The sequence below is a fragment of the Microbacterium sp. STN6 genome, assembly GCF_026410545.1.
Taxonomy (GTDB): Bacteria; Actinomycetota; Actinomycetes; order Actinomycetales; family Microbacteriaceae; genus Root112D2.
Genome location: NZ_JAPMIT010000004.1, coordinates 423,323 through 445,136 on the forward strand (window position 1 = coordinate 423,323; position 21,814 = coordinate 445,136).

Sequence of the window (21,814 nt, forward strand, 5' to 3'; positions counted from 1 at the left end):
TGGCCCTCTACTTACTACTTCCGGTTCGGCGGGCGTTTTGGCGCGCATTTGGCGCGCGCTGCTGCTTTTCCCCAATCCGCTCCCTCCGGGAACGGTGGGCGACCGAGCGCATCCGGCACGCCGGTGAGCTGCGCTGCGGTACTGCCTCCGGATCGAATGCCCTCATACCTACACGTTGTGTTTCCAAGCCGGTTTCGACGCGCAAAACCCAAATTCTTTGGAACCCGTTCGCCGCAAAGACTCCGGCGGGATGCCGCCGCGAGCTAAGCCGGTTCTCCTTCGGGCTGTGCGTGCGCGGCGAGTCTGGTCAGGTTGACGAAGGGGACGCACGCGGTCTCGGCGGTGAGCGCGGCGAGCCATCCGATCGGCGTCTTGGGGTTGCCGGCGACCGCCCACCCGTTGATCGCGTACTGGCTGACGGTCTCTATGCATTCCTGCTTCTCAGCAGCTGTCGGGTTCGACGTTCCTTCTACGCCGATGAGTCCGCCTTGCAGTTCCAGTGCCATGTTTCTGGTGTCGATTATGAATACCCGCATCTCACTCACTCCCAAGGTCGATCGTTGTTGAGTGCCTTTCCGGCGGGTGATCGAGAGCGAGTGGGAGGTGTGTAGTGCCGGGACCGTGGAGTAGCGGGGGAGCGAAGCGGAGGAGGATACGCCGCGAAAGCCCGGCACGGAGCACCGGGAGGGAGCTACGATCGGGCGGCGGAAAGGCCCTCAAACATCAGCAGGACAGCGCCGCGGGCGGCGTCTTCGACCAGAGCCCAGGGCCGAAACGAATGTGACAGCTGGCTCGCGCGCGGGGAGCCGATGATCAGCAACAGATGAGATCTCCCCGGCCGCAGGTAGACTCCTTCGGCCGCGCGCAGGTGGTCCCGCAACCCGGGAGATTATGCTCCGAGCACCGCGTACATCGCCGCAACCAAGTTGACATGAGACGCCTTGGGAACCGGGCCCGCGCGGCCGTTCCACTTAAGTGCCTACGTGCATTGGCTCTTGGTCTTATCTCTCGGTCTTGGGTTTCCCTGTCCCTTTGCTTGATCTCCACCTCTATCTTTTGCGTTGGTCCTCGCATCTATCTCTTGCACTTGGTCTAGCTGGCTTCGCTCCGACCCTTCACCTGCTTGTGCGTCGATGGGCGCGAGGAACGGATTTGTGACAACTGATAGTTAGCAGTCAGCAACGTCGGTGCTTGTCGATAGTCTCGAAGTCGGGTTTCGAGTCGGAAGGGTCGCCGTGCGGCTAGAAGACATCGCCGCGACTGCGCGGCTGGCAGGCATCGTGCCGGGGCGCGCCGTGACAGTGTTGGCGGCGCAGACGCACGGGGCGAACGCGGTCGAAGTTACCTATCGGGACGACAACGGCGCGCTCGGGCAGGTAGTGCTCTTCCGCGCCGATGAGGAGAGGATTGCGCCGCACCTGGAGTCCGGCCGTCCGTTCGATGCGGATCCGCGCGACTTCCGACTGGCTGCCGAGGCGCAGCGGATCATGCTAGCGGGACTGCACGATCCGATGCTCGCGGTGGCTACGAGCGATGTGCAGCCGCTGCCCCACCAGATCCGCGCGGTCTATGGCGAGTTGCTACCTCGCACGCCGTTGCGTTTTCTGCTGGCCGATGACCCCGGCGCGGGCAAGACGATCATGGCCGGGCTGTATATCAAGGAGCTCATCCTCCGGGACGATGTGCGCACTTGTCTGGTCGTAGCCCCTGGTGGATTGGTGGAGCAGTGGCAGGACGAGCTGGCGTTGAAGTTTGGCCTGGAGTTCGAGATCCTCGCGCCCGGCGCGGAGAACACAGCGCCAGACAAAAACGTGTTCGAGCAGAAGCGTCTGCTCATCGCACGCATGGATCAGCTCGCTCGGAACGATGTACTGCTGGAGCAAGTTGAGCAGGCCGAGTTCGACCTCGTGGTCGTGGACGAGGCGCACCGCATGAGCGCGTCGTGGTTCAGCGGCGAGCTGAAGGCGTCAAAGCGATTCCAGCTCGGCGAGCTGCTGAGTGAGCGCGCCCGCCACTTCCTGCTCATGACGGCGACCCCGCATAACGGCAAGGAACAGGACTTCCAGACCTTCCTCTCGCTGCTCGACCGTGACCGATTCGCAGGCCCCGGTGACCGGCACGCGCAGGCCGGCACGGCCGACGGGCTGATGCGTCGAATGGTGAAGGAGAAGCTCGTCACCTTCGAGGGGCGTCCACTGTTCCCCGAGCGGATCGCCGAGACGGCCTCGTACCGGCTGTCGCCGGATGAGCAGTTCCTCTACGAGGAGGTGACCGAGTACGTCCGCAACGGGATGAACCTCGCCGACAGGCTGGAAGGCAAGCGGAAGAACACCGTCGGGTTTGCGCTCACAGTCCTCCAGCGTCGCCTCGCCTCGAGCCCCGAGGCGATCTTCCAGTCGCTTCGCCGCCGCACCGACCGGTTAGAGCGCACTCGCGCCGGCCTTCTCGACGGCATCCTCGAAGCTCTGCCCCGCGATGCCCCCGCCTCGCTGCTCGGCGACGACCCCGACAACGGCTTCTTCGACACCGATGAGCTGGACGCCGCCGAGCTAGAGGAAGCCGAAGAGGAGCTCGTCGACGCCGCGACTGCGGCGCGCACCGCGGCCGAGCTGGAGACCGAAATTGCCGATCTGCGGCGGCTCGCCGAGCACGCTCGGAGGCTGCTGGATTCGCAGCAGGACGTGAAGTGGCGCGAGCTTCGCGGTGTTATCGAGAGCCAGGTGCTCACGACGCCCGACGGTAAGCCGCGCAAGCTCATCGTCTTCACCGAGCATCGCGACACGCTCAACTACCTGGAACGGCGCATAACCCAACTCCTTGGCAAACGCGAGGCCGTGGTCACCATCCACGGCGCGGTGCCCCGCTACGAGCGACGCCGTGTAACGGCTGAGTTCACCTCGAACCCCGAGGTGCAGATCCTCATCGCCACCGACGCCGCGGGGGAGGGGCTGAACCTCCAGGCCGCGCACTTGATGGTCAACTACGACCTGCCGTGGAATCCCAACCGCATCGAGCAGCGGTTCGGCCGCATACACCGAATCGGGCAAACCGAGGTGTGCCGGCTGTGGAACCTCGTCGCTGAGGACACCCGCGAGGGCGAGGTGTTCATACGCCTGCTCGACAAGATCGAGGAGCAGCGCGCCGCCTACGATGGCGAGATCTTCAACGTGCTAGGCACCTCCCTCGGTGACCTGTCGCTGACTCGCGTGCTGCGCGAAGCGATCCGCTACGGAGAGCAGCCCGATGTGAAGGCGAAGATGTGGGAGGTCATCGACGAGGGCGTTTCTGCCGGGCTTCAGGAATTGCTCGACGACGAAGCCCTCGCTAGCGAAGCACTTGCGCCGACTGACCTGGAGGCGCTGCGGCGCCAGATGGAGGATGCGAGGGCCAAACGCCTCCAGCCGCACTTCATCCGCGACGCCTTCCTGGAAGCCTTCGACCGTGCAGGCGGGCGCATCGAGCGGCGGGAGAAGGGCCGTTACGAGATCACCCACGTCCCCGCAGGCATCCGGGAACGGGCTGGGCGCGCGCCCGTCGCCCGCCGTTACGAGCGCATCACGTTTGACGTCGCCACCATCGGCGTGCAGGGCACGCCTCGCGCTGAACTGCTCGCACCCGGCCATCCGCTGCACGACGCCACACTGCAGCTTGTCATCGACGAGTACCGTCCTGCACTCGACCGCGGCACCGTTCTCACCTCCGACAAGGTGACCGAGCCGACCCTGCTCGTCGGCGTGCTCAACGAAGTGCGCGACTCCACCGGGCAGACTGTCAGCAAGCGGTTCGGCTACTCGGTCGTCGACGCCGACGGCGCCGTTCGCGAGGCCGGCCCGGCGCCGTACCTCGACTATGCGCCCGCGGATGAAGTGCAGCGCACCAAGGGCACGAGCCCGCCGTGGCTCACACAGCGCGAGAAGGACGCCGTCTCCTGGGTCATTGCCGAGCAACTCCCAAAGTTCGCCGCCGACGTGACAACCCGTCGCACCCATGAGTATGAGCGCGTCCGCGAGCGCGTCGCGACCCGGCTGACCCGCGAGGTCAACCGTCTCTACACCGAAGCGCTGAGGACCGACGCGGATGCAGCCGCCGGCAAGAAGGTGCGCTTCTCCGCCGAAACCCTGCGCCGCCGCGCCGAGGAGCTAGAGCAGCGCCGCGAGTCCCGGCTCGCGCTCATCGACCGGCAGCTCGCTATGTCGCCCATGGCGCCGCGCATCACCGCCATCGCCCTAATCATGCCGGCTGCTGCTGAGCCTGGCGCTCCCGGCGATGTGGCCGCGAGTGCATTGGCCCGCGCCGAGGTCGAGCGTCGTGGCGTCGACGCCGTGCTCGGAATCGAGCGAGCCCTCGGCCGCGACCCCGAGGAGCAGGCCCACAACAATCCCGGCTTCGACGTTCTCTCCAGACCCGTCGAAGGCGCGGGCATCCGCATCGAGGTCAAAGCTCGCATCGAGGGTGCCGACACCTTCACAATCACTCGCACCGAGGTGCTCACCGCGCTTAACGCCGCGCCCGACCACCGCCTCGCGCTCGTGCGCGTCAGCGCCAGGGGCGCGAAGCACGACGAGGTGCGCTACATCAGCAACGCGTTCGAGGGTGTCGAGCCCGCCTGGCTCACCGATTTCGATGTCGTCTCTCAGAACCTCTCCTGGAACGACTGGTGGGCTCGCGGCGGGCAGCCGTTCTGATAACGTTCGCTCGAGGGTGCACAACGGTGCTGCGGCGCGCTGGACTGGGCGAGTCGACGACCATCGGGAGTATGTGCAAAGACAGCAAGGGGCGGCGCAATGGGGAGCCAGAGACTAACGATCTTTCTGCTGACAACGGACGTAATGGAGCCGGGCGATGCCCTCGACACTGGCGGCGAGCAGCCCTTCACCGAGCAGGATGTCTCGGCGTCGGCGGGATTCAGTGGGATCTTCTATTCGAAATACAACCAGCCTCGGTTTCCGGAGTGGGCGAAGTACGTCTCACCCGTTCTGGAATCGAATCTCGACGTGAGGACGGCCTCGGCATCAGGTCTCCTAATCCTGAATGCTGCCGACCGCTACTTCGCGCTTAGCTTCGGGTTCGGACGCAGTTTCCTTGACCCGTCGAAGATCGAGCGCCGATTCGGGCTCAAAGTCGCGCTCAACCGCATCGATACCCAGCAGATCCGCAGTCTCGACACTAAGACCTTCGAGGACATGGTGGTCTCGAAGACTACGCAGACGAGCAAGAACGCCGAACTCTCAAACTTCGGCGTTGATGCCGTTCGGGACCTTCTCCGCGCTGTCACTGGCAAGCCCTCCGATGAGTCTTTGGGGCGGACCATCACGGGATCGGATGCGCTCGTTCTCACCACGAAGCTCGCGGTGAAGGAGCTGCCGATTCTGCTCGCCGAACTGCTCGTTGCCTACGAGGATGACGCGTACAAGGCGCGCTTCGAGTGGATCGACCACCTCGCCGAGGTGAAAGATCCAAGCAACATCGCGGCGCTCGATGCGCTGCTCGTCGTTCAGCTTCAGGCGGGCGACACAACGAGGACTCATCTCGCGATGCCGGAGAATTTCGGCTGGGACGAGATTTCCGGATTCAAGATCGGCGGAGCTGGCCGACGCCAGTTCGAAGACCTCGACCTCGACGAGTATCTTGAGGTACTCGGCGACGAACGAGGCGACCTCAGCCTGGAGCACCTCAAGTCTCGCCGAGTACAGGTGGGGTGGATCAAGTCGGGTAATTTCGACACCCGCTGGAGCCTCTATAACGCACTGGTCTCGGAGCAAGACTTCGATGGCAAGCTCTTCGCGCTGATCGAAGGCCGATGGTTCGAAGTCGCAGCGACGCTGGTTTCGGCGGTTGACAATTACCTCGAATCCCTGCCCGAAGCCGAGACCACGCTGCCGCCCGCATACAGGAGTGAAAGCGAAGGCGCCTACAACGAACGAGTCGCAAGACAGTCGGCCGACCTGCTCCTACTCGATAAGCAGCTTGCTCGCGCTGCGGACGCCACAAGCTCCATCGAGTTCTGCGACCTTCTGTCGGTGGGTGCTGAGCTCATCCATGTCAAGCGCAAGTCGCGGTCGGCCACGCGTAGCCATCTCTTTGCCCAGGGCAACATCTCAGCTAACACTCTCATTGGAGACGGTGCGTTCCGAGATTCCGTGCGCTTGCAACTCGGCGAGATTGCGGGTGAAGATTCGGCCCGATGGCTCGAGCTCGTTCCGGGCTCCGACGGCCGGCCTGACAGGGCACGCTATACGGTGCATTTCGCGGTCTTGACGAACTCCAAGGGAACTGGCGCTGGTTGGCTGCCGTTCTTCAGCAAGCTCAACCTTATGCAGACAGCCAAACAGATACAGAGCCTCGGCCCAACTGTCGTTGTCTCGCGGGTGCCCGTCGAAACAGTGCCGTCGATGTAGCCGTCACCCCGGACCGCGCTGCGCTGTCCTACGCCGCCGGTAGGGTTGAAAGTCGCAGTATGACAAGCGTGAGAGCGCGTCTGAGAGGAGTCCAGTGGCAGTCAAGCGCAAGCTGATCGAGGTCTCGATCCCGCTCGACGAAATCAACAAGCAGTCGGCGCGCGAGAAGTCGATCCGTCATGGCCACCCGAGCACGCTCCACCTGTGGTGGGCGCGTCGACCCCTGGCGACGGCGCGAGCGGTGCTGTTCGCGCAGCTCGTGGACGACCCTTCGGTACGAGAAGACGAGTTTCTCGCCGAGGCTCGCGAGCGGGGCTACGAGGACCCCGAAGGCTGGGCCGGCCACCGCATCAAGGAGGAACGCGAACGACTGTTCGACCTCATCACGCGCATGGTCGATTGGGATAATTTGGGTGATGAGGCGCTGTTCGACGCCGTGCGCGCCGAGATTCTGAAGTCCACGAATGGCAACCCGCCTGCGATCCTCGACCCGTTCGCCGGAGGTGGCACCATCCCACTGGAGGCCCAGCGCCTCGGCTTGGAATCCCACGCGAGCGACCTTAACCCGGTAGCGGTCCTCATCAACAAGGCGCTCATTGAGATTCCCCCGAAGTTCGCGGGACGCGAGCCGGTGTTCACTGGCGCAGCTGACACGCGTACGGACTGGCCGAAGGCGACTGGCCTTGCGGAAGACGTGCGTAGGTATGGCCACTGGATGCGCGATGAGGCGCAGAAGCGCATCGGTCACCTCTACCCGAAGGCGAAGCTGCCGGGCGGCGGGGAGGCCAACGTGATCGCCTGGATCTGGGCGCGGACCGTCACCTGCCCGAACCCCGCGTGCGGCATCGAGATGCCGCTCGTGCGCACGTGGTGGCTCGGCAAGAAGAAGGGCAAGGAAGCCTACGTCGTGCCGCGGGTAATTGAGGGACGGGTAGAGTTCGGGATCGGACACGATGCAAACGCCGGCCCGACAGGGGACGCTGACGGCACCATGTCGGGCCGGAAGGGTGCGGTGTGTGTTTCTTGTGCAACCGCCGTCTCGACCGACTTCATCAAGGGCGAGGGACTAGCGGGTCGTCTTGGAACCGCCCTCATAGCGACCGTAGCTGAGGGGAATCGTCAGCGGATTTACGTCGCTCCTTCCGAGGAACAAAGAATGGCAGCGGACGTCGCAAGGCCGCACGATGTGCCGGATCAGAAGCTCGGCAATGATCCCCGCAACTTGTGGACACCGTCATACGGACTTGACTCTTTCGACTCGCTGTTCACGAATCGGCAATTGACGGCTCTCACGACATTTAGCGACCTCGTCGTAGAGGCGCGTCAGCGAGTACTCGCTGACGCCCGCGCAGCAGGTCTGCCTGACGGCGTCCGCCTTGAGCAGGGGGGTGGCGGTGCGGAAGCCTACGCCGACGCGGTCGCTACCTATCTCGGGTTTGCCGTGTCCAGAATGACCGACTACCAATCCAGCTTGTCGACATGGGCGAATCAGCCTCAGATGGAGATCGTCGCTCACGTCTTCACCCGTCAGGCCTTGCCTATGGCTTGGGACTTCGCAGAGGGGAATCCACTCGGTAGTTCGTCAGGCGGGTTGTCGATCATGGTTCGTGCGGTGACTCGAGTCATCGACGTTCTTCCTGCAAGCGCAACCTCAGTTGTCACACAAGCAGATGCCGCGTCGCGACCACTCGCAGGCCTGGTGACAACTGATCCGCCGTACTACGACAACATCAGCTACTCGGATCTATCAGACTTCTTCTACGTCTGGTTGCGACGATCTCTACGCGATATTCATCCAGTACTGCTCGGAACCATGCTTGTGCCCAAGGCTGAAGAACTGGTGGCCAACCCATATCGGCAAGGCGGTGCGGACGGGGCGAAGAAGTTCTTTGAAGTTGGCTTTGAATCCGTTTTTCGGCACGCCCGTGACTCGGCAGGGGATGAATTCCCCATCGCTGTGTATTACGCATTCAAGCAGGCGGAGTCCGATGTCCTGGGTCAGGCATCTACCGGATGGGAGACCATCTTGGGCTCGATGGTGCGCGCCGGGTGGACGGTGACGGCCACATGGCCCGTTCGGTCCGAACGTGCTGGTCGGATGACGAGCATCGGCACCAACGCTCTTGCATCCTCGGTTGTGCTTGCGCTCCGCCCCCGCCCCGACGACGCAACGATTACCGACCGGCGTGGCTTCATCGCGGCGATGAAGGGCGAACTTGGGCCGGCACTCCGCGAGCTCCAGCAAGGCGGGATCGCACCAGTTGATCTCCCGCAGTCGGCCATCGGGCCTGGCATGGCCGTCTTCTCGCGATACGCGAAAGTCATTGAGTCGGACGGATCGGAAATGTCGGTGCGTTCGGCTCTCGCGCGCATAAATGAGGTGCTCGACGAGTTGCTGACCGAGCAGGAAGGCGACTTCGACCCGACCACCCGTTTCGCCATAGCCTGGTATCGAAGCAACGGTTACGACGCAGGGGCGTTCGGTGACGCCGAAAACCTAGCTCGCGCGCGCGCCACGGCTGTCTCGGCGATGGAGCGCGAGGGCATCCTGAGCGCACGTGCCGGCAAGGTGGAGCTCTACCGCCCGACCGATCTGCCGGACGACTACGACGTAGCCTCCGACCAGCACACGTCCGCTTGGGAAGCACTTCAGCACACGATCCGTATCCAGGAGACGACTGGCATCCCAGCTGCGGGGGCATTCCTACATAACGCAAGCCGACGATCCGACGGCGCGGTTGACCTCGACCTCGTGAAGGAACTGGCGTACCTGCTGTTCCAGGTCGCCGAGAAGAACGGCTGGACGAAAGACGCCATCTCGTTCAACGGCATTGCCACATCGTGGTCGGAGCTACTCGACTCTAGGCGGTTGGCTGTGCCAGTCAGCACCGCGGCGACGCTCGACTTCCAAGCGCTTGATGACTGAGCCCCGCAATCTGCTCAAGGGCTGGTGCGCCGTCGGTCGGTCCTTCCCGGAAGGTCTGCGAGCGTTCGGGAACGGCCCGCGTATCCGGAGCCTCGATGCGCATCTCAAGTCGCTGACCGGGCTGCGTTCCGGCGAACTTGAGGCGGCATGGGCGCTCGCCGCGCACACGAGGCTTTGGCCGGAGCCGCGCGACGGTGCCGAGGCAGGTCAGCGTCTGGTCGACTTCGTGCTCTGGGGAGAGGGCGACTACCTGGAGGCCGCCGAGGTCATGCAGACGACCGATCCGGAGTTCATGCGGCGGCTCGTCACGATGAGCGATCGCATCGTTCCGGCCATCCACGCGGCGTACAGCGGAACCCACCCCTGGGGGCTCCAGTTCGAGCGTTTCATCGAGCTGCCGTCGAGCCAGCGCGATCTCCAACAGCGGGCATCCGTCTGGGCAGGGCTGCTTGGGAGCGCCGACCCGGAGGTGGGAACAGTCGAGCTGGGGTCGGGGCTGAGCGCCTGGCCGCTAAGCGATGAGAGGCCCGCTGGCGTGTACTTCAGCAGCGCCAACGCAGAGATCGCCGAGCGCCCCGAGACGCCCTACCTGGACCGGCTCTCCGAGTACCTGGCCACTGACGGGAACATCGCCCGACATGTCGAAAAGCTGCGCGCCGAGAGCGCAACGCTCGCCGCTCCCAGGAGCCATCTCTATCTCCCGATCGCCGGGAGCGGTGAGAACGGTGACCTGCTGGCGCTGTCGCCGAGCCTCTTCACCTGGGGTACGTTCACGCCAATCGATGGCGTCACTGACCTCTGGCTTGCGAACGGCCTCGACGTATTCCATTGGTCGGTCGAAACAGGCTGGGTTTATCACCCGGATACCGACGAGGGCGCCGAAAGTGCTCGCGCACATGTCGCGGGGCCGAACTCCTAGCCTCGCGCCACGCCGACGGCGAGCCCTGCGTCCGCCAGAAGTCTTCTGGCCTCGGTAGCCTAGGAAACCAGGAGGCTTTCAAGTGGCGACATCAAATCGTGACCGCATTGGACGGATGTTCGAGATTCTGGCGGAGGCGCTCGACCCATTCATCGCGGAGGTGCTGGAGCCGCAGATCGGGGAGTCCGACTGGGCGCTGGTGGTCAAGCTCGCCGACGAAGAAAAGGGCATTTCTGGCAAGGCATACAGCCGGGAAGATCCTGCTTTGCAGCTTCGGATGCTCACCGAGGGCCTCACCGGTCGTGTGAAGAAAGGCTGGTACCCGTTCAAGGGCGCGGTCACGCGCGAGCACGAGGCATATGCGAGCTTGCTGCGCGAGACGCGAAATCAGTGGGCGCACAACGCCTCGTTCGATGATGACGCGGCGCTGCGGGCGCTCGACTACGCCCGGCTGCTGCTGGCCGCGGTGGGGCAGGCGTATGCGGCTGACAAGGTGGACGCGATCCGGCTCGACCTGCGACGCATCGCGACTGACAAGCAAGACACGCGGGCGCTGAAGTCGTCGACGGTGGTGCCCGGTGCGTCGGGGCTAGCCCCCTGGCGGCAGGTGCTGAAGCCGCGCGACGAGGTAGCCACAGGCAACTTCCAGTCGAGCGAGTTCGCCGCTGACCTCTACAAGGTCGCTCGCGACCCGGCGGCGACCAGCGGGGAGTATTCCAACCCGGCACGGTTCTTCGCTCGCACGTACCTCACGGAAGGTCTGCGCGACCTGGTCGGCCGCGCGGTCAAGCGACTGGCCGGGGACACGAACGCCTCGCCCGTGGTGAACCTTCAGACCAACTTCGGCGGCGGCAAGTCCCACTCGATGCTTGCGCTATGGCACCTGGCCGGCGGTCTGCCGCTCGCTAAGTTCCCGCAGGAGGCTCAAGAGCTGCTGACGGCCAATGGCTACCCTGCGGAGGGCATCACCGCTAGCCGGGTCGCGCTCGTCGGCAACCACTTCGCACCGCAGGGTGAGACGAAGGACGACGGCACCCGCGTGAACACGCTGTGGGGTGAGCTGGCTTGGCAGCTCGGCGGGCGTGAGGCGTATGAGATCGTGCGCGAACACGACGAAAAGCGTACGAACCCCGGGGGAGACCTGCACGTACTGCTGGCAAAGTACGCGCCCGCCGTTATCCTGATCGACGAGTGGGTCGCCTACGCCCGGCAGCTCTACGGCCGCGAGGATCTCGCGGGCGGCACCTTCGACACCCAATTCACCTTCGCCCAGTCGCTGACAGAGGCCGCGAAGTCGACCCCCGGCGTGCTGCTGGCAATCTCGATCCCTGCGTCGCACGACGGCGACGACAGCGGCGAAGTCGCGGGCGCGGCCGAGGAAGTCGGCGGATCGAACGGCATGGAGGCGCTCAAGCGTCTTCAGAACGTCGTGCGTCGGGTGGCGGACCAGTGGCGGCCGGCCTCGAGCGACGAAGCGTACCGGATCGTGAAGCAGCGCCTGTTCGAGTCGGAGGACGCGCAGGCGCTCGCTCAGATCGCCGCGACCGCGAAGGCGTTCAGCGACTTCTACCAGGTCAACGGGGGGGAGTTCCCGAAAGAGGCCCGCGACCCGCAGTACGCGCGGCGCATCCAGCAGACCTACCCTCTGCATCCGGAGCTGTTCGACCGGCTCTACGAGGACTGGTCGTCGCTGGAGCGGTTCCAGCGCACCCGAGGCGTGCTACGGCTGATGAACGCCGTCATCCACGCGCTGTGGGTCGGCGAAGACCAGGGACCGCTGATCCTTCCCGGCTCGATCCCGCTGTCGGTCGCCTCGGTGAACGCCGAGCTGACGCAGTACCTCCAGGACTCATGGAAGGCCGTCATCGACGCCGACGTGGACGGCGCCAACTCCGAACCCGCCCGCATCGACAGCGACAAACCGGTGCTCGGCCAGCGGTCGGTGACCAAGCGTCTAGCCCGCACTGTCTTCTTCGGCGCGGCACCGACCATCGGCACCGCCCACAAGGGCATCGATACACAGCGGGTGTTCATCGGCACAGCCGTCCCCGGCGACGTCGTCGGAAACTTCCACTCCGCGCTCACCCAGCTCGGCGACCGGACGACCTACTACTACTCGTCCGCGGGCAAGCACTGGTACGACACCCACGCAAACATCACCCGCCGTGCGAAGGACGCCGCCGAGGCGCTGCACCCCGAGGATGTGTGGGCCGAGATCGTGAAGCGGCTGCGCGGCGAGGAACGCGCACGGTCGGACTTCGCAGGCGTCCACGTCGGCCCGACCGACTCCGGCGACATCCCCGACACCGATCAGGCCCGGCTCGTCATTCTGCACCCGAGGTTCCCTCACCGCCGCAAAAAGGGCGACTCGCCCGCGCACGACTTCGCCCAGCAGGCGACCGAGCGGCGCGGCACGGCGAATCGGGTGAACCGCAACATGGTTGTGTTCCTCGCGCCCGACGAGGAGCGCCTGGCCGAACTCGACCAATCCGTTCGCTCGTACCTGGCGTGGAAGGAGATCGCGGAGAAGGCGAACGAGCTGAACCTCACGCCGCAACAGCTCGCCCAGGCCACGGACAAGCGCGACCAGTTCGGCCGCACCGTCGATGACCGTCTCGCGTTGACCTACCAGTGGGTGCTCAACCCCGTCGCACCCGACCCCGGCTCGCCTTTCGAGCTGGAAGAGGTCAAGGCCGAGGGGCAGGCGGGCTCGCTCGCCGAGCGCGTCGGCAAGAAGCTCGGCAGCGCGGGCGCGTACTCGACCCAGCACGCCGCACGCTCGATCCGGCTCGCGCTCGACACGAAGGTGCCCGCAGCCTGGTCGGCGGGCCACATAACAGTCGGCGACCTGTGGAGCCTATACGCGCAGTACCCCTACATGCCGCGCTTGCGCTCCCGCGAAGTGCTCATCGACGCCATCGACAACCAGCCGCTGCTATGGCAGAGCGAGAGCTTCGCCCTCGCCGACCGCTACGACAACGCGACCGACCGCTACAGCGGCCTCTGGCTACCCGGCGACACAGGACGCGCCCCCATCACCGACGCCACCCTGATCGTCAAGCCCGCCCCCGCCGAAGCGCAGCGCGCCGAGGATGTCGCGGCGACGACGACCAGCATTGCATCCGAAGCTGGGGGGGACGCTCCCGCGACGGCCGAGGCAAGAGCGGCCTCACCGGGTGGCAACGCGACGGCTACACCCACCCCGGCGAAGAAGCCTTCGTCGACCCGGTACGTCGGCAGCGCACCAATCAACGCTGAACGCTACTCCGCGGACTTCGCCAAGATCGCCACCGAGGTACTCGCCAATCTCGCCGCATCCGGCGCGAAGCTCACTATCTCGCTCTCCATCGATGCCGTGCACTCCGACGGTTTCACCGAGCAGCAGCTCCGCACCATCAGGGAGAACGCCACCACGCTGAAGTTCACGACCAACGAGTTCGAGGCGGAGTAACGATCGACGTCAGACAGCCTGCTCGTCGGGGGCCGGGAGCTAGCGCCCCCGGCGAAGAGGCGTTGGCGATCCGAGTCGGTGGGGTCGCACATGAGTTGGGGCCGACGTTTAGGAGGCCAAGGAGAACCAGTAGACCGATACGCTTAAGCGGAGCTCGACGTCCCGAGACATCACATTAAGCGGAGCTCGATGAATTCCGTTTTTGCCCACAATTTGCCCACAATTTGCCCACAATCGGGTGAGTTCCTATGTGATCGCAGTCATCTCCATGGGGTCGTAAAGCGCGGAATTCCGCGGATTTTGGCATCACTGCGGCGGCGCTTAAAGGGTGGTCGCAGTTTTCGAGTCCCTCCAGGGGCACCTTCCGGGTGCACTGAAACCGCTGGTATCGGTTGGTAGGTGTCTGCGCGGTCACTAATTTCTGCGTGGCTGAGCGTCGAAATGCATTGGGGAGAGCCGCCCCGCTCGCTCACGATGCCCCACGCTCCTGTACCGGCCGGCGGCGCAGTGTCGCAGTGGTGATCGGGGGCGTGTTGTACTCCTGGTCCATGCGGCCGACGCCGGTGCCGGGCGGGACGATCTCGTCAATCCGGTTGAGGAGGTCGTCGGAGAGTTCCACGTCGGCCGCGGCGAGAAGGTCGTCGAGCTGCTCCATTGTGCGCGGGCCGATCAGGGCCGCAGTCACGCCGGGGTGGGCGATGACGAACGCGAGAGCCATGTGGGTGAGCGGGATACCGGCCTCCTCGGCCAAGGGGATGAAGCGCTCGACCATGTCGATGCGGCGCTCGTCCCGGAGGGCGGCGAACATTCCGACGCGGCGGAGGTCGGTCTGCTGCCCGCGACGAATCCGGCCGGTCAGCATGCCGCTGGCGAGAGGGCTCCAGATCACGGTTCCCATGCCGTACCGATGCGCGACGGGAAGCACCTCGCGTTCGACCGTGCGGTCGAGGAGTGAGTAGTGCGGCTGCTCGACCCGGAAGCGCTCAAGCCCGCGGCGCTCCGCGGACCACTGTGCCTCCACGATCTCCGAGGCGGGCATGTCTGATGACCCGATTGCGCGGACCTTGCCGCTACGGACCAGGTCGGTGAGTGCGGAGAGTGTCTCCTCGATGTCGGTCTCTGGGTCGGGACGGTGCATCTGGTACAGGTCCAGGTGGTCGGTCTGCAGCCGGCGCAGCGAGTTCTCGACAGCGGTCATGATCCACCGGCGCGATCCGCCGCGGTGGTTGACGTCCTCGCCGATCGGGCGTGCGAACTTCGAAGCGAGCACGACGTCGTCGCGGCGCCCCTTGAGCGCTCGGCCGACCATCTCCTCCGAGTCGCCGTAGGCGTCGGCGGTGTCGACGAAGTTGATCCCGGCGTCGAGGGCGCGGCCCATCATCCGGTTCACGTCGTCCTGGTCGTTGTCGGCGAACGAGCTGAACATCATCGTGCCGAGCGCGAAGGGCGAGACGTGGATGCCTGTGCGGCCGAGTGGACGGTACTTCATGGTCTCCTCCAGTCGGTGCCCGGGTGTCGACCGCGGTAGGATCGACTAAGCGGAACACTCGTCCATAACTATACGGAACATCGTTCCGTTTATCACCCCAAGGATCTCCATGACCGTGCCCGTCGAAGGCCCCGCACCACAGCGGCGCAAGCGTGCCGACGCGATGCGCAACACGGAGGCCGTGCTCGAGGCGGCCAAGTCGGCGTTCGCCGAGCTTGGTGTCGACGCGCCGATGCGCGAGATCGGTGCCCGCGCAGGCGTCGGCGTCGGCACGATCTACCGCAACTACCCCCGGCGCTCCGACCTCATCATCGCGGTGTTCCGCCGCGAACTCGACGCCACAGCTAGCGAGGCCGAACGGCTCGCCGCCGCTCATCCCCCGGCCAAAGCGCTGCGGCTGTGGGCAGCAAGCCTCGGTCGCTTCGTCGCGACCAAGCGCGGCTTCGCGAGCGCGCTGCACTCAGGCGATCCGGCCTATGCGCCCCTGCCTGGACAGTTCCTCGGCGCGCTCGCCCCGAGGCTGCAGCGCATCCTCGATGCGGGAGCGGCGGACGGCACCATCCGGCCGGATGTTCGGGCGGAGGACCTCATCCAAGCGCTCGCCAGGCTCGCCGATGACCACCCGGGCGACGCCGACGGCCGTGCCGGCAGGATGATCGACGTGCTGCTCGACGGGGTTACCGTCGCCCGCCCAGAATCCCGCTCGTTATAGTTCCCCGACCGCACGGATTACTGATCATTAGGCGCGAGAGCCTGCCCAAGGAGTGATCACGCGGAGTGTAGTGCGGGCATCCCAGTGCTTGCGCGGTACTCGGGAGCCGCCGGTTCAGTGGTGAACTCGACCACCTCGACCGCTTGTTCCTTCAAGGCTTCTAGAACTTGAGCAGGGGTAACGCGAAAGAACTCGCGTCGGAGGTTGACCCTATTGACGCGCTGTTCAGCGAACCGCTTGTGGAGGTAGCTCTCAATGCCCACGGCGTCAGTAGCAAAGAAGAGCGCGTGGACGTCAAAACGGAACGGGACCGAGGCGTCTCCCAACTCGTTGACGCGCTCCATCGGCTCGAGGCGGCGTGTCATGCCAATTTTGACTATATTCTCGCCGAAAGCACCGATATTGGAGATCACGTAGACGTGACCGGCGCGTATGTTCGCAGCGCGATAGTCGACATCGTTGATCGCGCGCTCGACGTCAGAGAGTTGGGAACGGATGCGGTCCGCGCCCTCGGCGTCGCCGTTAGCCTCGAGAGCAGTAAGCGTGGAGACGTAGTGGGCGCGCTCCTTCTCTAGGCGTTCCTTCTCGCGACGGAGCTCGGCCTCGGCCTTCTGCTGCTCTCGTAGCTCTGCGCGACGCTCTCTCTCCAGTTCCCGCTCGCGTTGTAGCGCCATGAGATGCGTGTTGGCCAGTTCGAGTTCTTTAAGGCGGAGGCGGTGGTACTCGTCCGTGACCCGAAGCTGGATCATCTTGCCCCCGTTCGCGATCTGCTCGGCGGCCCTCGTCAGGCGTGTCTGGGCTGAATACAAGTTGCCCGCCTTGGTGGCTTTGACTGCGTTCTCCGCTTCTGCGTTGTATGCGCGTAGCAGCACCTTGGTCATGTCGTTGATGAACTTCTTGCCTTGAGCTGCGGAATTGTTGAAAGTGAATCCGTTCGTGGTCGTCACAGCGCGCTTTTCGCGAACGAGATTCTTGATTCGCGACCTAATGCTCTCCAATTCCGTTGCAAGGGCGGCGGATGACTGAGCTGGGTGCTCGTAGTCGAATAGGCCGACTTCCTGCAGGGAGACGACGTCTGTGACGTCCGCTCGTTGTCGATTGATCTCGTCGAGCTGCTGCTGGGCTTGGTCGAGTTGGCGCTGCACCTCCGCCAGGCGGCTCTCCGTTGTCGCTAGCGTCAGGTTTGCGGCGGACTGTGCTGCCATGGTTGCCGCCTCTGCGCGGCCACGTTCATCAGCGAGCTGAGCCTCCTGCTCGGCGCGGTAGGCGTCGATGTCGGCGAATGAGCGCAATCCATGCTTGTCGATGATGGACTGAAGCTCTGCGACCTTAGCAGTGAGTTCGGTTGCAAGGTGACGGGCGTCGGCTTTGCTGAGTCGCTCTATTGGCTTTTCAGCTTTGTGAGGGGCTGCGGCTTCGGGAAGCGTACGTTTGGTGGTCCAGCTGGCGCCGTCCCACCATCTTTCGCCTCCAGGCCGTTCTGCATCCGGGTACCAACCAGCTGGAGCAGATGATGCCCCGACTTTAGGCCGAATCTGATCCGTCCACGCGGAGCCATCCCAGTAGCGGATAGTGGTCGGGTCGTCCGGGTTTTCATACCAGTTCGCTCCGGCGCTCATGGCTACAACTCCCTCGCTCGTCAGCCGATGCTAGCGTCGGCGGCCTCCGTTAGTTGAGAGGAAACACGCTTGAGCACCTCGTGACCTTTGACGTTCAAACTGAGGCAGTGGCGAGTCCGGTGCTACTCATAGTCGTGTCGCTACGCCTGTTCATGCCGGATTGAACGATGGCTCCGCCGAGCGATCCCAAGAGCAGCAGGAGCACGAATGATGCGCCAGTGCTTCCGCCCGTGACGCGAGTGACCCCAGCGGAGAACTTCCACAACCACCAAAATGAGACGATCGGCACAATGTACAGCCAAGTCGTCGGCACGGCCGCGCCCTGCCCTTTTAGCTCGCCACGGGTTTTCGCAAGCCAAACCAACCAGTAGATCCCGAGCGTGATGATCGGAAGAAAGAACACGGCTGCGGCGCTTCGGCGTTTCATATGGATCCCGTCGGTAGTTGCTTGGACAGTATCGAGGATGAGGGAAGTTTAGGAAGCCCTCGGATAGGGGCCGTTCTCGTTTTAATGGCTGGAACAGGGGCGATCTGGCCGCCCGCGACGCTGTCGTTCCCGTGGTCACCCGAGAGTCACCAGCAGCTCGTGCTCCGGAGCGGCTGGAGAATGGAACGCTACGAGGCGTGGCTCTCGGATGCCGCGCGGCGCCAGTTCGGCCGGTGAAGACCAGCTCGCGTCGATCCAGTGCATTCTGGCGTTTTGGGCGAGGCGGTGCGAGGCTTGAAGCATGGACGCGTTGAAGCTGTGCCCCGAGTGCGGAACCGTGCTGTGTCAGTCCGGACAGACGTGGTCGTGCCCGGAATGCGGTCACGTCGACTGACGCGCTGCCCCAGGCAGCAGCGCAGCTCACTGCGCAGCCACCTCTGCGGCTGGCAAACCTAATTGATCGCGTCGGTGAGCCGACGCTCGAACTCGAGAAGATCCTGTTCGACGGTGTCACGAATAATGGCCAGATCGATATAGGCGTAGCCGTGCGCAATGCGGTTGCGGGTGGCCCAGATGATCTTCCAGTCGCTCCCGAAGGTACGTTTGCGGAATTCGTCGCTAGTTTCCGAGACGGATTCGATAGCGGCGGCGAGGCGGAGACTTACCGCATCCGCAACTGTCTCGTCATCGAGGCTGCTCCGTGAAAGGTGTCGTCGCAGCTTGGCAATGTGTTCCAAGGCGTCGCGAACCAGCTCTTCGTCTGATCTCTTCACAGCGGTACTGCTTCGGTTAGCACGCGCTCGGACAGGTTGTATCTAAGAGTGCCTGCCGGCACGACGTCGACATCTCTGCCAAGCAACTCTGCAAGCTCATTCTCCAGACGAGCGAGCGAGAACAGGCTCGTTCCAGCAGGTACATCAACGAGGAAGTCTATGTCGGATTGGGGGCCGTCGACTCCTCGAGCGACGCTTCCGAATATGCGTACGTTCCGCACGCCATGCGCGGAGGCGCGCTTGAGAATGCTCTTGCGGTTGCGGGCCACCCGCCGACCTAGCTCAGATGTTCCATGGAACCGCAACAGGCGAGACACCTCGGGCTGGCTGCGTCCAACGGCATCCGCAATCTCGCGTTGTGACAACCCGGCGGCAGCGCCCTTGCGGACCGCTTGGACGAGGAGGAACCGAGACCGCTCATGCAGCTCGTCCGCAGCTCGGCCATCGGCCCGAAGTTGCTCTGAGGTATCAGCCGCACTCGTCATATAGCAAATGCTATCACCGGATAAGGGACGCGTCGCGTACTGCACTACTCTGGGCGCTGCGCGAAAGTGTCGTCAGAGGCGCGGGTCGACCGGCTCCGATTCCATCGCGAGAACCGCGAAGACCGCCTGGTGGATGCGCCACAGCGGCTCGCCAGCAACGAGTCGATCGAGCGCCTCCAGCCCCAGCGCATACTCCCGCAGCGCCATCGACCGTTTGTGCGCGAGGTTGCGGTCGCGCAGCCGGCCGAGGTTCTCCGGCTCGGTGTAGTCGGCGCCGTAGATGATCCTGAGGTATTCGCGGCCGCGAACCTTGATGCCCGGCTGCACCACGCCCTTCGCCGTGCGGGTGAGGTTCGCGAGCGGCTTGACGACCATGCCCTCGCCGCCCTCCGCCGTCAACGATTGCCACCACTCGATCGCTGAGGCGACCGACGCGTCGTCGGTGAGGTTGACGACGAGCGATCGCGTGGGGCGAACCAGCGCCGGTTCGACGGCAGCGAGCCGATCGGCAACGTCGAGGTGCCACCGGTGGCTGGCATCCGAGTGCGTCTTGCCCTCGGTCGCGAGCACCTGGAACGGCGCCAACTGCACGCCCTCGAGCCCATCGGCGGGGGCACTGTAGTTGCGGTAGGCGTGCACGTAGCCGCGGGCGTTGCTCTCGCGTGAACGCGTTCGCTCGAGAAGCTCCGTGACCGGGATGCCGCGTGACGCCGCCTGCTCCAGTGCCGCCACGGCCCGGGGCAACGCGGCCGTCGCAGCAGCGCCGACCGAGGCGTACTGCCCGCGGATCATGTCGCCGGCTTTCAATGACCACGGCAGCAGTTCCGCATCCAGCATGACCCAGTCTGTGTCGAGCTCATGCCACAGGCCTGCGTTCTCGAATGCGGCATCGAGCCGAGCGAGAAATTCGTCGGCACGCTGCGCGTCGAAGAACGGGCGACCGGTGCGCGTGTGCACGATGCCGCGCCAACCCTCGGGTGCGTCGAAACGAGCGGCGTTTCGGGTGAGCAGAACCACGGCCCGAGAGCCCATGTGCTTCTCTTCGCAGATGAGGTCGGAGATGCCCTCTTTTCGGTACGCCGCGAAGGCCTCCGCCGGATGCTCGAGCAGGCCCTCGCGGCCGGATGTGCTCGGCGGGCTCATCGTCGGCGGCAGGTAGAGCAACCAGCGGGGATCGATGGCCCAGCGACTGATGACCTCGAGTGCGCCGGCCGCGTAATCCTCGCGCACGCCGATGCGCCCATGCGTGCGGGTCTCAACGATGTGCTTGCCGAGTACGTCGTCGATCGAGAGCAGCCCCGCGGCGCGCGCGGGTGCATCGGCCGTGGCCGGTGCGGCCAGCGGCTTGACCGGCTCGTACCAGACGCGCTCGGCCGGCACGGAGACCACCTCGCGCTCCGGGTATCGCAGCGCCGTCAGCTTGCCGCCGAACACGCAGCCGGTGTCGAGACACATGGTGTTGTTCACCCACTCGGCCTCGAGTGTTGGCGTGTGGCCGTAGAGAACGGTGGCGCTGCCGCGGTAGTCCTCGGCCCATGGGTAGCGCACCGGCAGACCGTACTCGTCGGTCTCGCCGGTCGTGTCGCCGTAGAGCGCGAACGCACGGACTCGGCCGGAGGCGCGGCCCTGGTACGACTCGGGCAAGCCCGCGTGGGCAACGACGAGGTCGCCGCCGTCGAGCACCAGATGGGAGACGAGGCCGTCGGCGAATCGCTCCACCTGGGCACGGAACTCCTCCGACTCGCCCGCGAGCTGGGTGAGGGTCTCGGCAAGCCCGTGCGAGGTCTGCACCTTCTTGCCGCGCAGCGCCTTCACCAGCTTGTCCTCGTGATTGCCCGGGACGGCGAGCGCGTGGCCGTTGCCCACCATCCCCATGACGAGGCGAAGCACGCCGGGGGTATCCGGCCCGCGGTCCACGAGGTCGCCGAGGAAGACGGCGCGACGCCCGTCGGGGTTTGACGCGTCAATGGGCCGGCCCGCGGCATCCGCTTCAATGGCGTAGCCCAGCCTGACGAGCAGCGTCTCGAGTTCGGAGCGGCAGCCGTGGATGTCGCCGATGACATCGAACGGGCCCGCCTCGAAACGGCGGTCGTTGAGCAGCGGCTCAACGGTGATGCTCGCCTCGGCGATTTCGTCGACGCCGTGCAGCACGTGCACGCGACGGAAGCCCTCTCTGCCGAGCGACTTCAGGGAGCGTCGCAATTGGGCCTGCTGGCGCGTGATCACGTTGGCGCCGAACCGGCGGTCGGTGCGGCTCTCGTTGCGCTCGACGCAGATGCGCTCGGGCACATCGAGCACGATCGCGACCGGCAGAACGTCGTGCTCTCGAGCGAGCCGAACGAAGGCCCTGCGCGACTCCGGCTGCACGTTGGTGGCGTCGACGACGGTGAGCAGCCCGGCGTCCAGACGCTTGCCTGCGACGAATCGCAGCGCCTCGAACGCGTCGGCGGTCGATGCCTGGTCGTTCTCGTCGTTCGACACGAGCCCGCGGAAGAAGTCGCTCGAGAGGGTCTCGAACGGCCCGAAATGCTCGCGTGCGAACGTGGATTTGCCCGATCCGCTCGAGCCGATGAGCACCACCAGCGACATGTCGGGTATGGCGAGTTCTGGCATCG

At 64.9% G+C, this 21,814-nt stretch carries 13 protein-coding genes; 6 read left to right on the forward strand and 7 right to left on the reverse strand.

Features of this window, described 5'->3' with window-relative positions:
* Window positions 1–263: 263 nt before the first annotated feature.
* Window positions 264–506 (reverse strand): hypothetical protein, encoded by a 243-nt coding sequence (locus OSC27_RS14220; RefSeq protein ID WP_267182123.1) that lies wholly within the window; start codon window positions 504–506, stop codon window positions 264–266.
* Between the two features lie 729 nt (window positions 507–1,235).
* Here OSC27_RS14220 and OSC27_RS14225 point away from each other — a divergent pair.
* The 5 genes from OSC27_RS14225 (at window position 1,236) to OSC27_RS14245 (ending at window position 13,694) form a co-directional block, all read left to right on the forward strand.
* Window positions 1,236–4,685 (forward strand): helicase-related protein, encoded by a 3,450-nt coding sequence (locus tag OSC27_RS14225; protein ID WP_267182124.1) that lies wholly within the window; start codon window positions 1,236–1,238, stop codon window positions 4,683–4,685.
* 99 nt (window positions 4,686–4,784) lie between these two features.
* Window positions 4,785–6,398, forward strand: a complete 1,614-nt coding sequence (locus tag OSC27_RS14230) for a DUF6119 family protein (protein WP_267182126.1) — start codon at window positions 4,785–4,787, stop codon at window positions 6,396–6,398.
* 94 nt (window positions 6,399–6,492) lie between these two features.
* Complete coding sequence (locus tag OSC27_RS14235) at window positions 6,493–9,324, forward strand: DUF1156 domain-containing protein (RefSeq protein WP_267182127.1); 2,832 nt, start codon at window positions 6,493–6,495, stop codon at window positions 9,322–9,324.
* Entirely contained in the window at window positions 9,317–10,243 is a 927-nt protein-coding gene (locus tag OSC27_RS14240) for a hypothetical protein (RefSeq protein WP_267182128.1), read from the forward strand. Before OSC27_RS14235 ends, OSC27_RS14240 begins: the two co-directional genes overlap by 8 nt.
* Before the next feature lie 82 nt (window positions 10,244–10,325).
* Window positions 10,326–13,694, forward strand: a complete 3,369-nt coding sequence (locus OSC27_RS14245; RefSeq protein WP_267182129.1) for a DUF499 domain-containing protein — start codon at window positions 10,326–10,328, stop codon at window positions 13,692–13,694.
* A gap of 469 nt (window positions 13,695–14,163) precedes the next feature.
* Here the strand turns inward: OSC27_RS14245 and OSC27_RS14250 are convergent, their stop codons facing one another.
* Window positions 14,164–15,183, reverse strand: coding sequence for an aldo/keto reductase (locus OSC27_RS14250; RefSeq protein ID WP_267182130.1), 1,020 nt, complete (start codon window positions 15,181–15,183; stop codon window positions 14,164–14,166).
* Between the two features lie 109 nt (window positions 15,184–15,292).
* Here OSC27_RS14250 and OSC27_RS14255 point away from each other — a divergent pair, with 109 nt between their 5' ends.
* Window positions 15,293–15,895, forward strand: coding sequence for a TetR/AcrR family transcriptional regulator (locus OSC27_RS14255; protein ID WP_267182131.1), 603 nt, complete (start codon window positions 15,293–15,295; stop codon window positions 15,893–15,895).
* 56 nt (window positions 15,896–15,951) lie between these two features.
* On the opposite strand, the gene OSC27_RS14260 is transcribed toward OSC27_RS14255, so the two are convergent.
* The 5 genes from OSC27_RS14260 to OSC27_RS14275 form a co-directional block, all read right to left on the reverse strand.
* Window positions 15,952–17,514, reverse strand: a complete 1,563-nt coding sequence (locus tag OSC27_RS14260; RefSeq protein WP_267182132.1) for a DUF4041 domain-containing protein — start codon at window positions 17,512–17,514, stop codon at window positions 15,952–15,954.
* Between the two features lie 94 nt (window positions 17,515–17,608).
* Window positions 17,609–17,941 carry a DUF4234 domain-containing protein gene (locus tag OSC27_RS14545; RefSeq protein ID WP_416348862.1) on the reverse strand — a complete coding sequence of 111 codons (333 nt, stop codon included), beginning with the start codon at window positions 17,939–17,941 and terminating at the stop codon, window positions 17,609–17,611.
* A 452-nt stretch (window positions 17,942–18,393) separates the two neighbouring features.
* Complete coding sequence (locus OSC27_RS14265) at window positions 18,394–18,714, reverse strand: DUF86 domain-containing protein (protein ID WP_267182133.1); 321 nt, start codon at window positions 18,712–18,714, stop codon at window positions 18,394–18,396.
* Window positions 18,711–19,199, reverse strand: coding sequence for a nucleotidyltransferase family protein (locus OSC27_RS14270; RefSeq protein WP_267182134.1), 489 nt, complete (start codon window positions 19,197–19,199; stop codon window positions 18,711–18,713). The genes OSC27_RS14265 and OSC27_RS14270 overlap by 4 nt, the downstream gene beginning before the upstream one ends.
* A 72-nt stretch (window positions 19,200–19,271) precedes the next feature.
* Window positions 19,272–21,812 carry a polynucleotide kinase-phosphatase gene (locus OSC27_RS14275; protein WP_267182135.1) on the reverse strand — a complete coding sequence of 847 codons (2,541 nt, stop codon included), beginning with the start codon at window positions 21,810–21,812 and terminating at the stop codon, window positions 19,272–19,274.
* Window positions 21,813–21,814 lie beyond the last annotated feature (2 nt).

Bases quoted from the DNA above. Each gene is read 5' to 3' on its own strand.
- OSC27_RS14240 (WP_267182128.1), top strand. From the start codon at position 9,317: ATGACTGAGCCCCGCAATCTGCTCAAGGGCTGGTGCGCCGTCGGTCGG.
- OSC27_RS14260 (WP_267182132.1), bottom strand. From the start codon at position 17,514: ATGAGCGCCGGAGCGAACTGGTATGAAAACCCGGACGACCCGACCACT.
- OSC27_RS14275 (WP_267182135.1), bottom strand. From the start codon at position 21,812: ATGCCAGAACTCGCCATACCCGACATGTCGCTGGTGGTGCTCATCGGC.
- OSC27_RS14230 (WP_267182126.1), top strand. From the start codon at position 4,785: ATGGGGAGCCAGAGACTAACGATCTTTCTGCTGACAACGGACGTAATG.
- OSC27_RS14270 (WP_267182134.1), bottom strand. From the start codon at position 19,199: ATGACGAGTGCGGCTGATACCTCAGAGCAACTTCGGGCCGATGGCCGA.
- OSC27_RS14220 (WP_267182123.1), bottom strand. From the start codon at position 506: ATGGCACTGGAACTGCAAGGCGGACTCATCGGCGTAGAAGGAACGTCG.
- OSC27_RS14255 (WP_267182131.1), top strand. From the start codon at position 15,293: ATGACCGTGCCCGTCGAAGGCCCCGCACCACAGCGGCGCAAGCGTGCC.
- OSC27_RS14250 (WP_267182130.1), bottom strand. From the start codon at position 15,183: ATGAAGTACCGTCCACTCGGCCGCACAGGCATCCACGTCTCGCCCTTC.
- OSC27_RS14545 (WP_416348862.1), bottom strand. From the start codon at position 17,941: ATGAAACGCCGAAGCGCCGCAGCCGTGTTCTTTCTTCCGATCATCACG.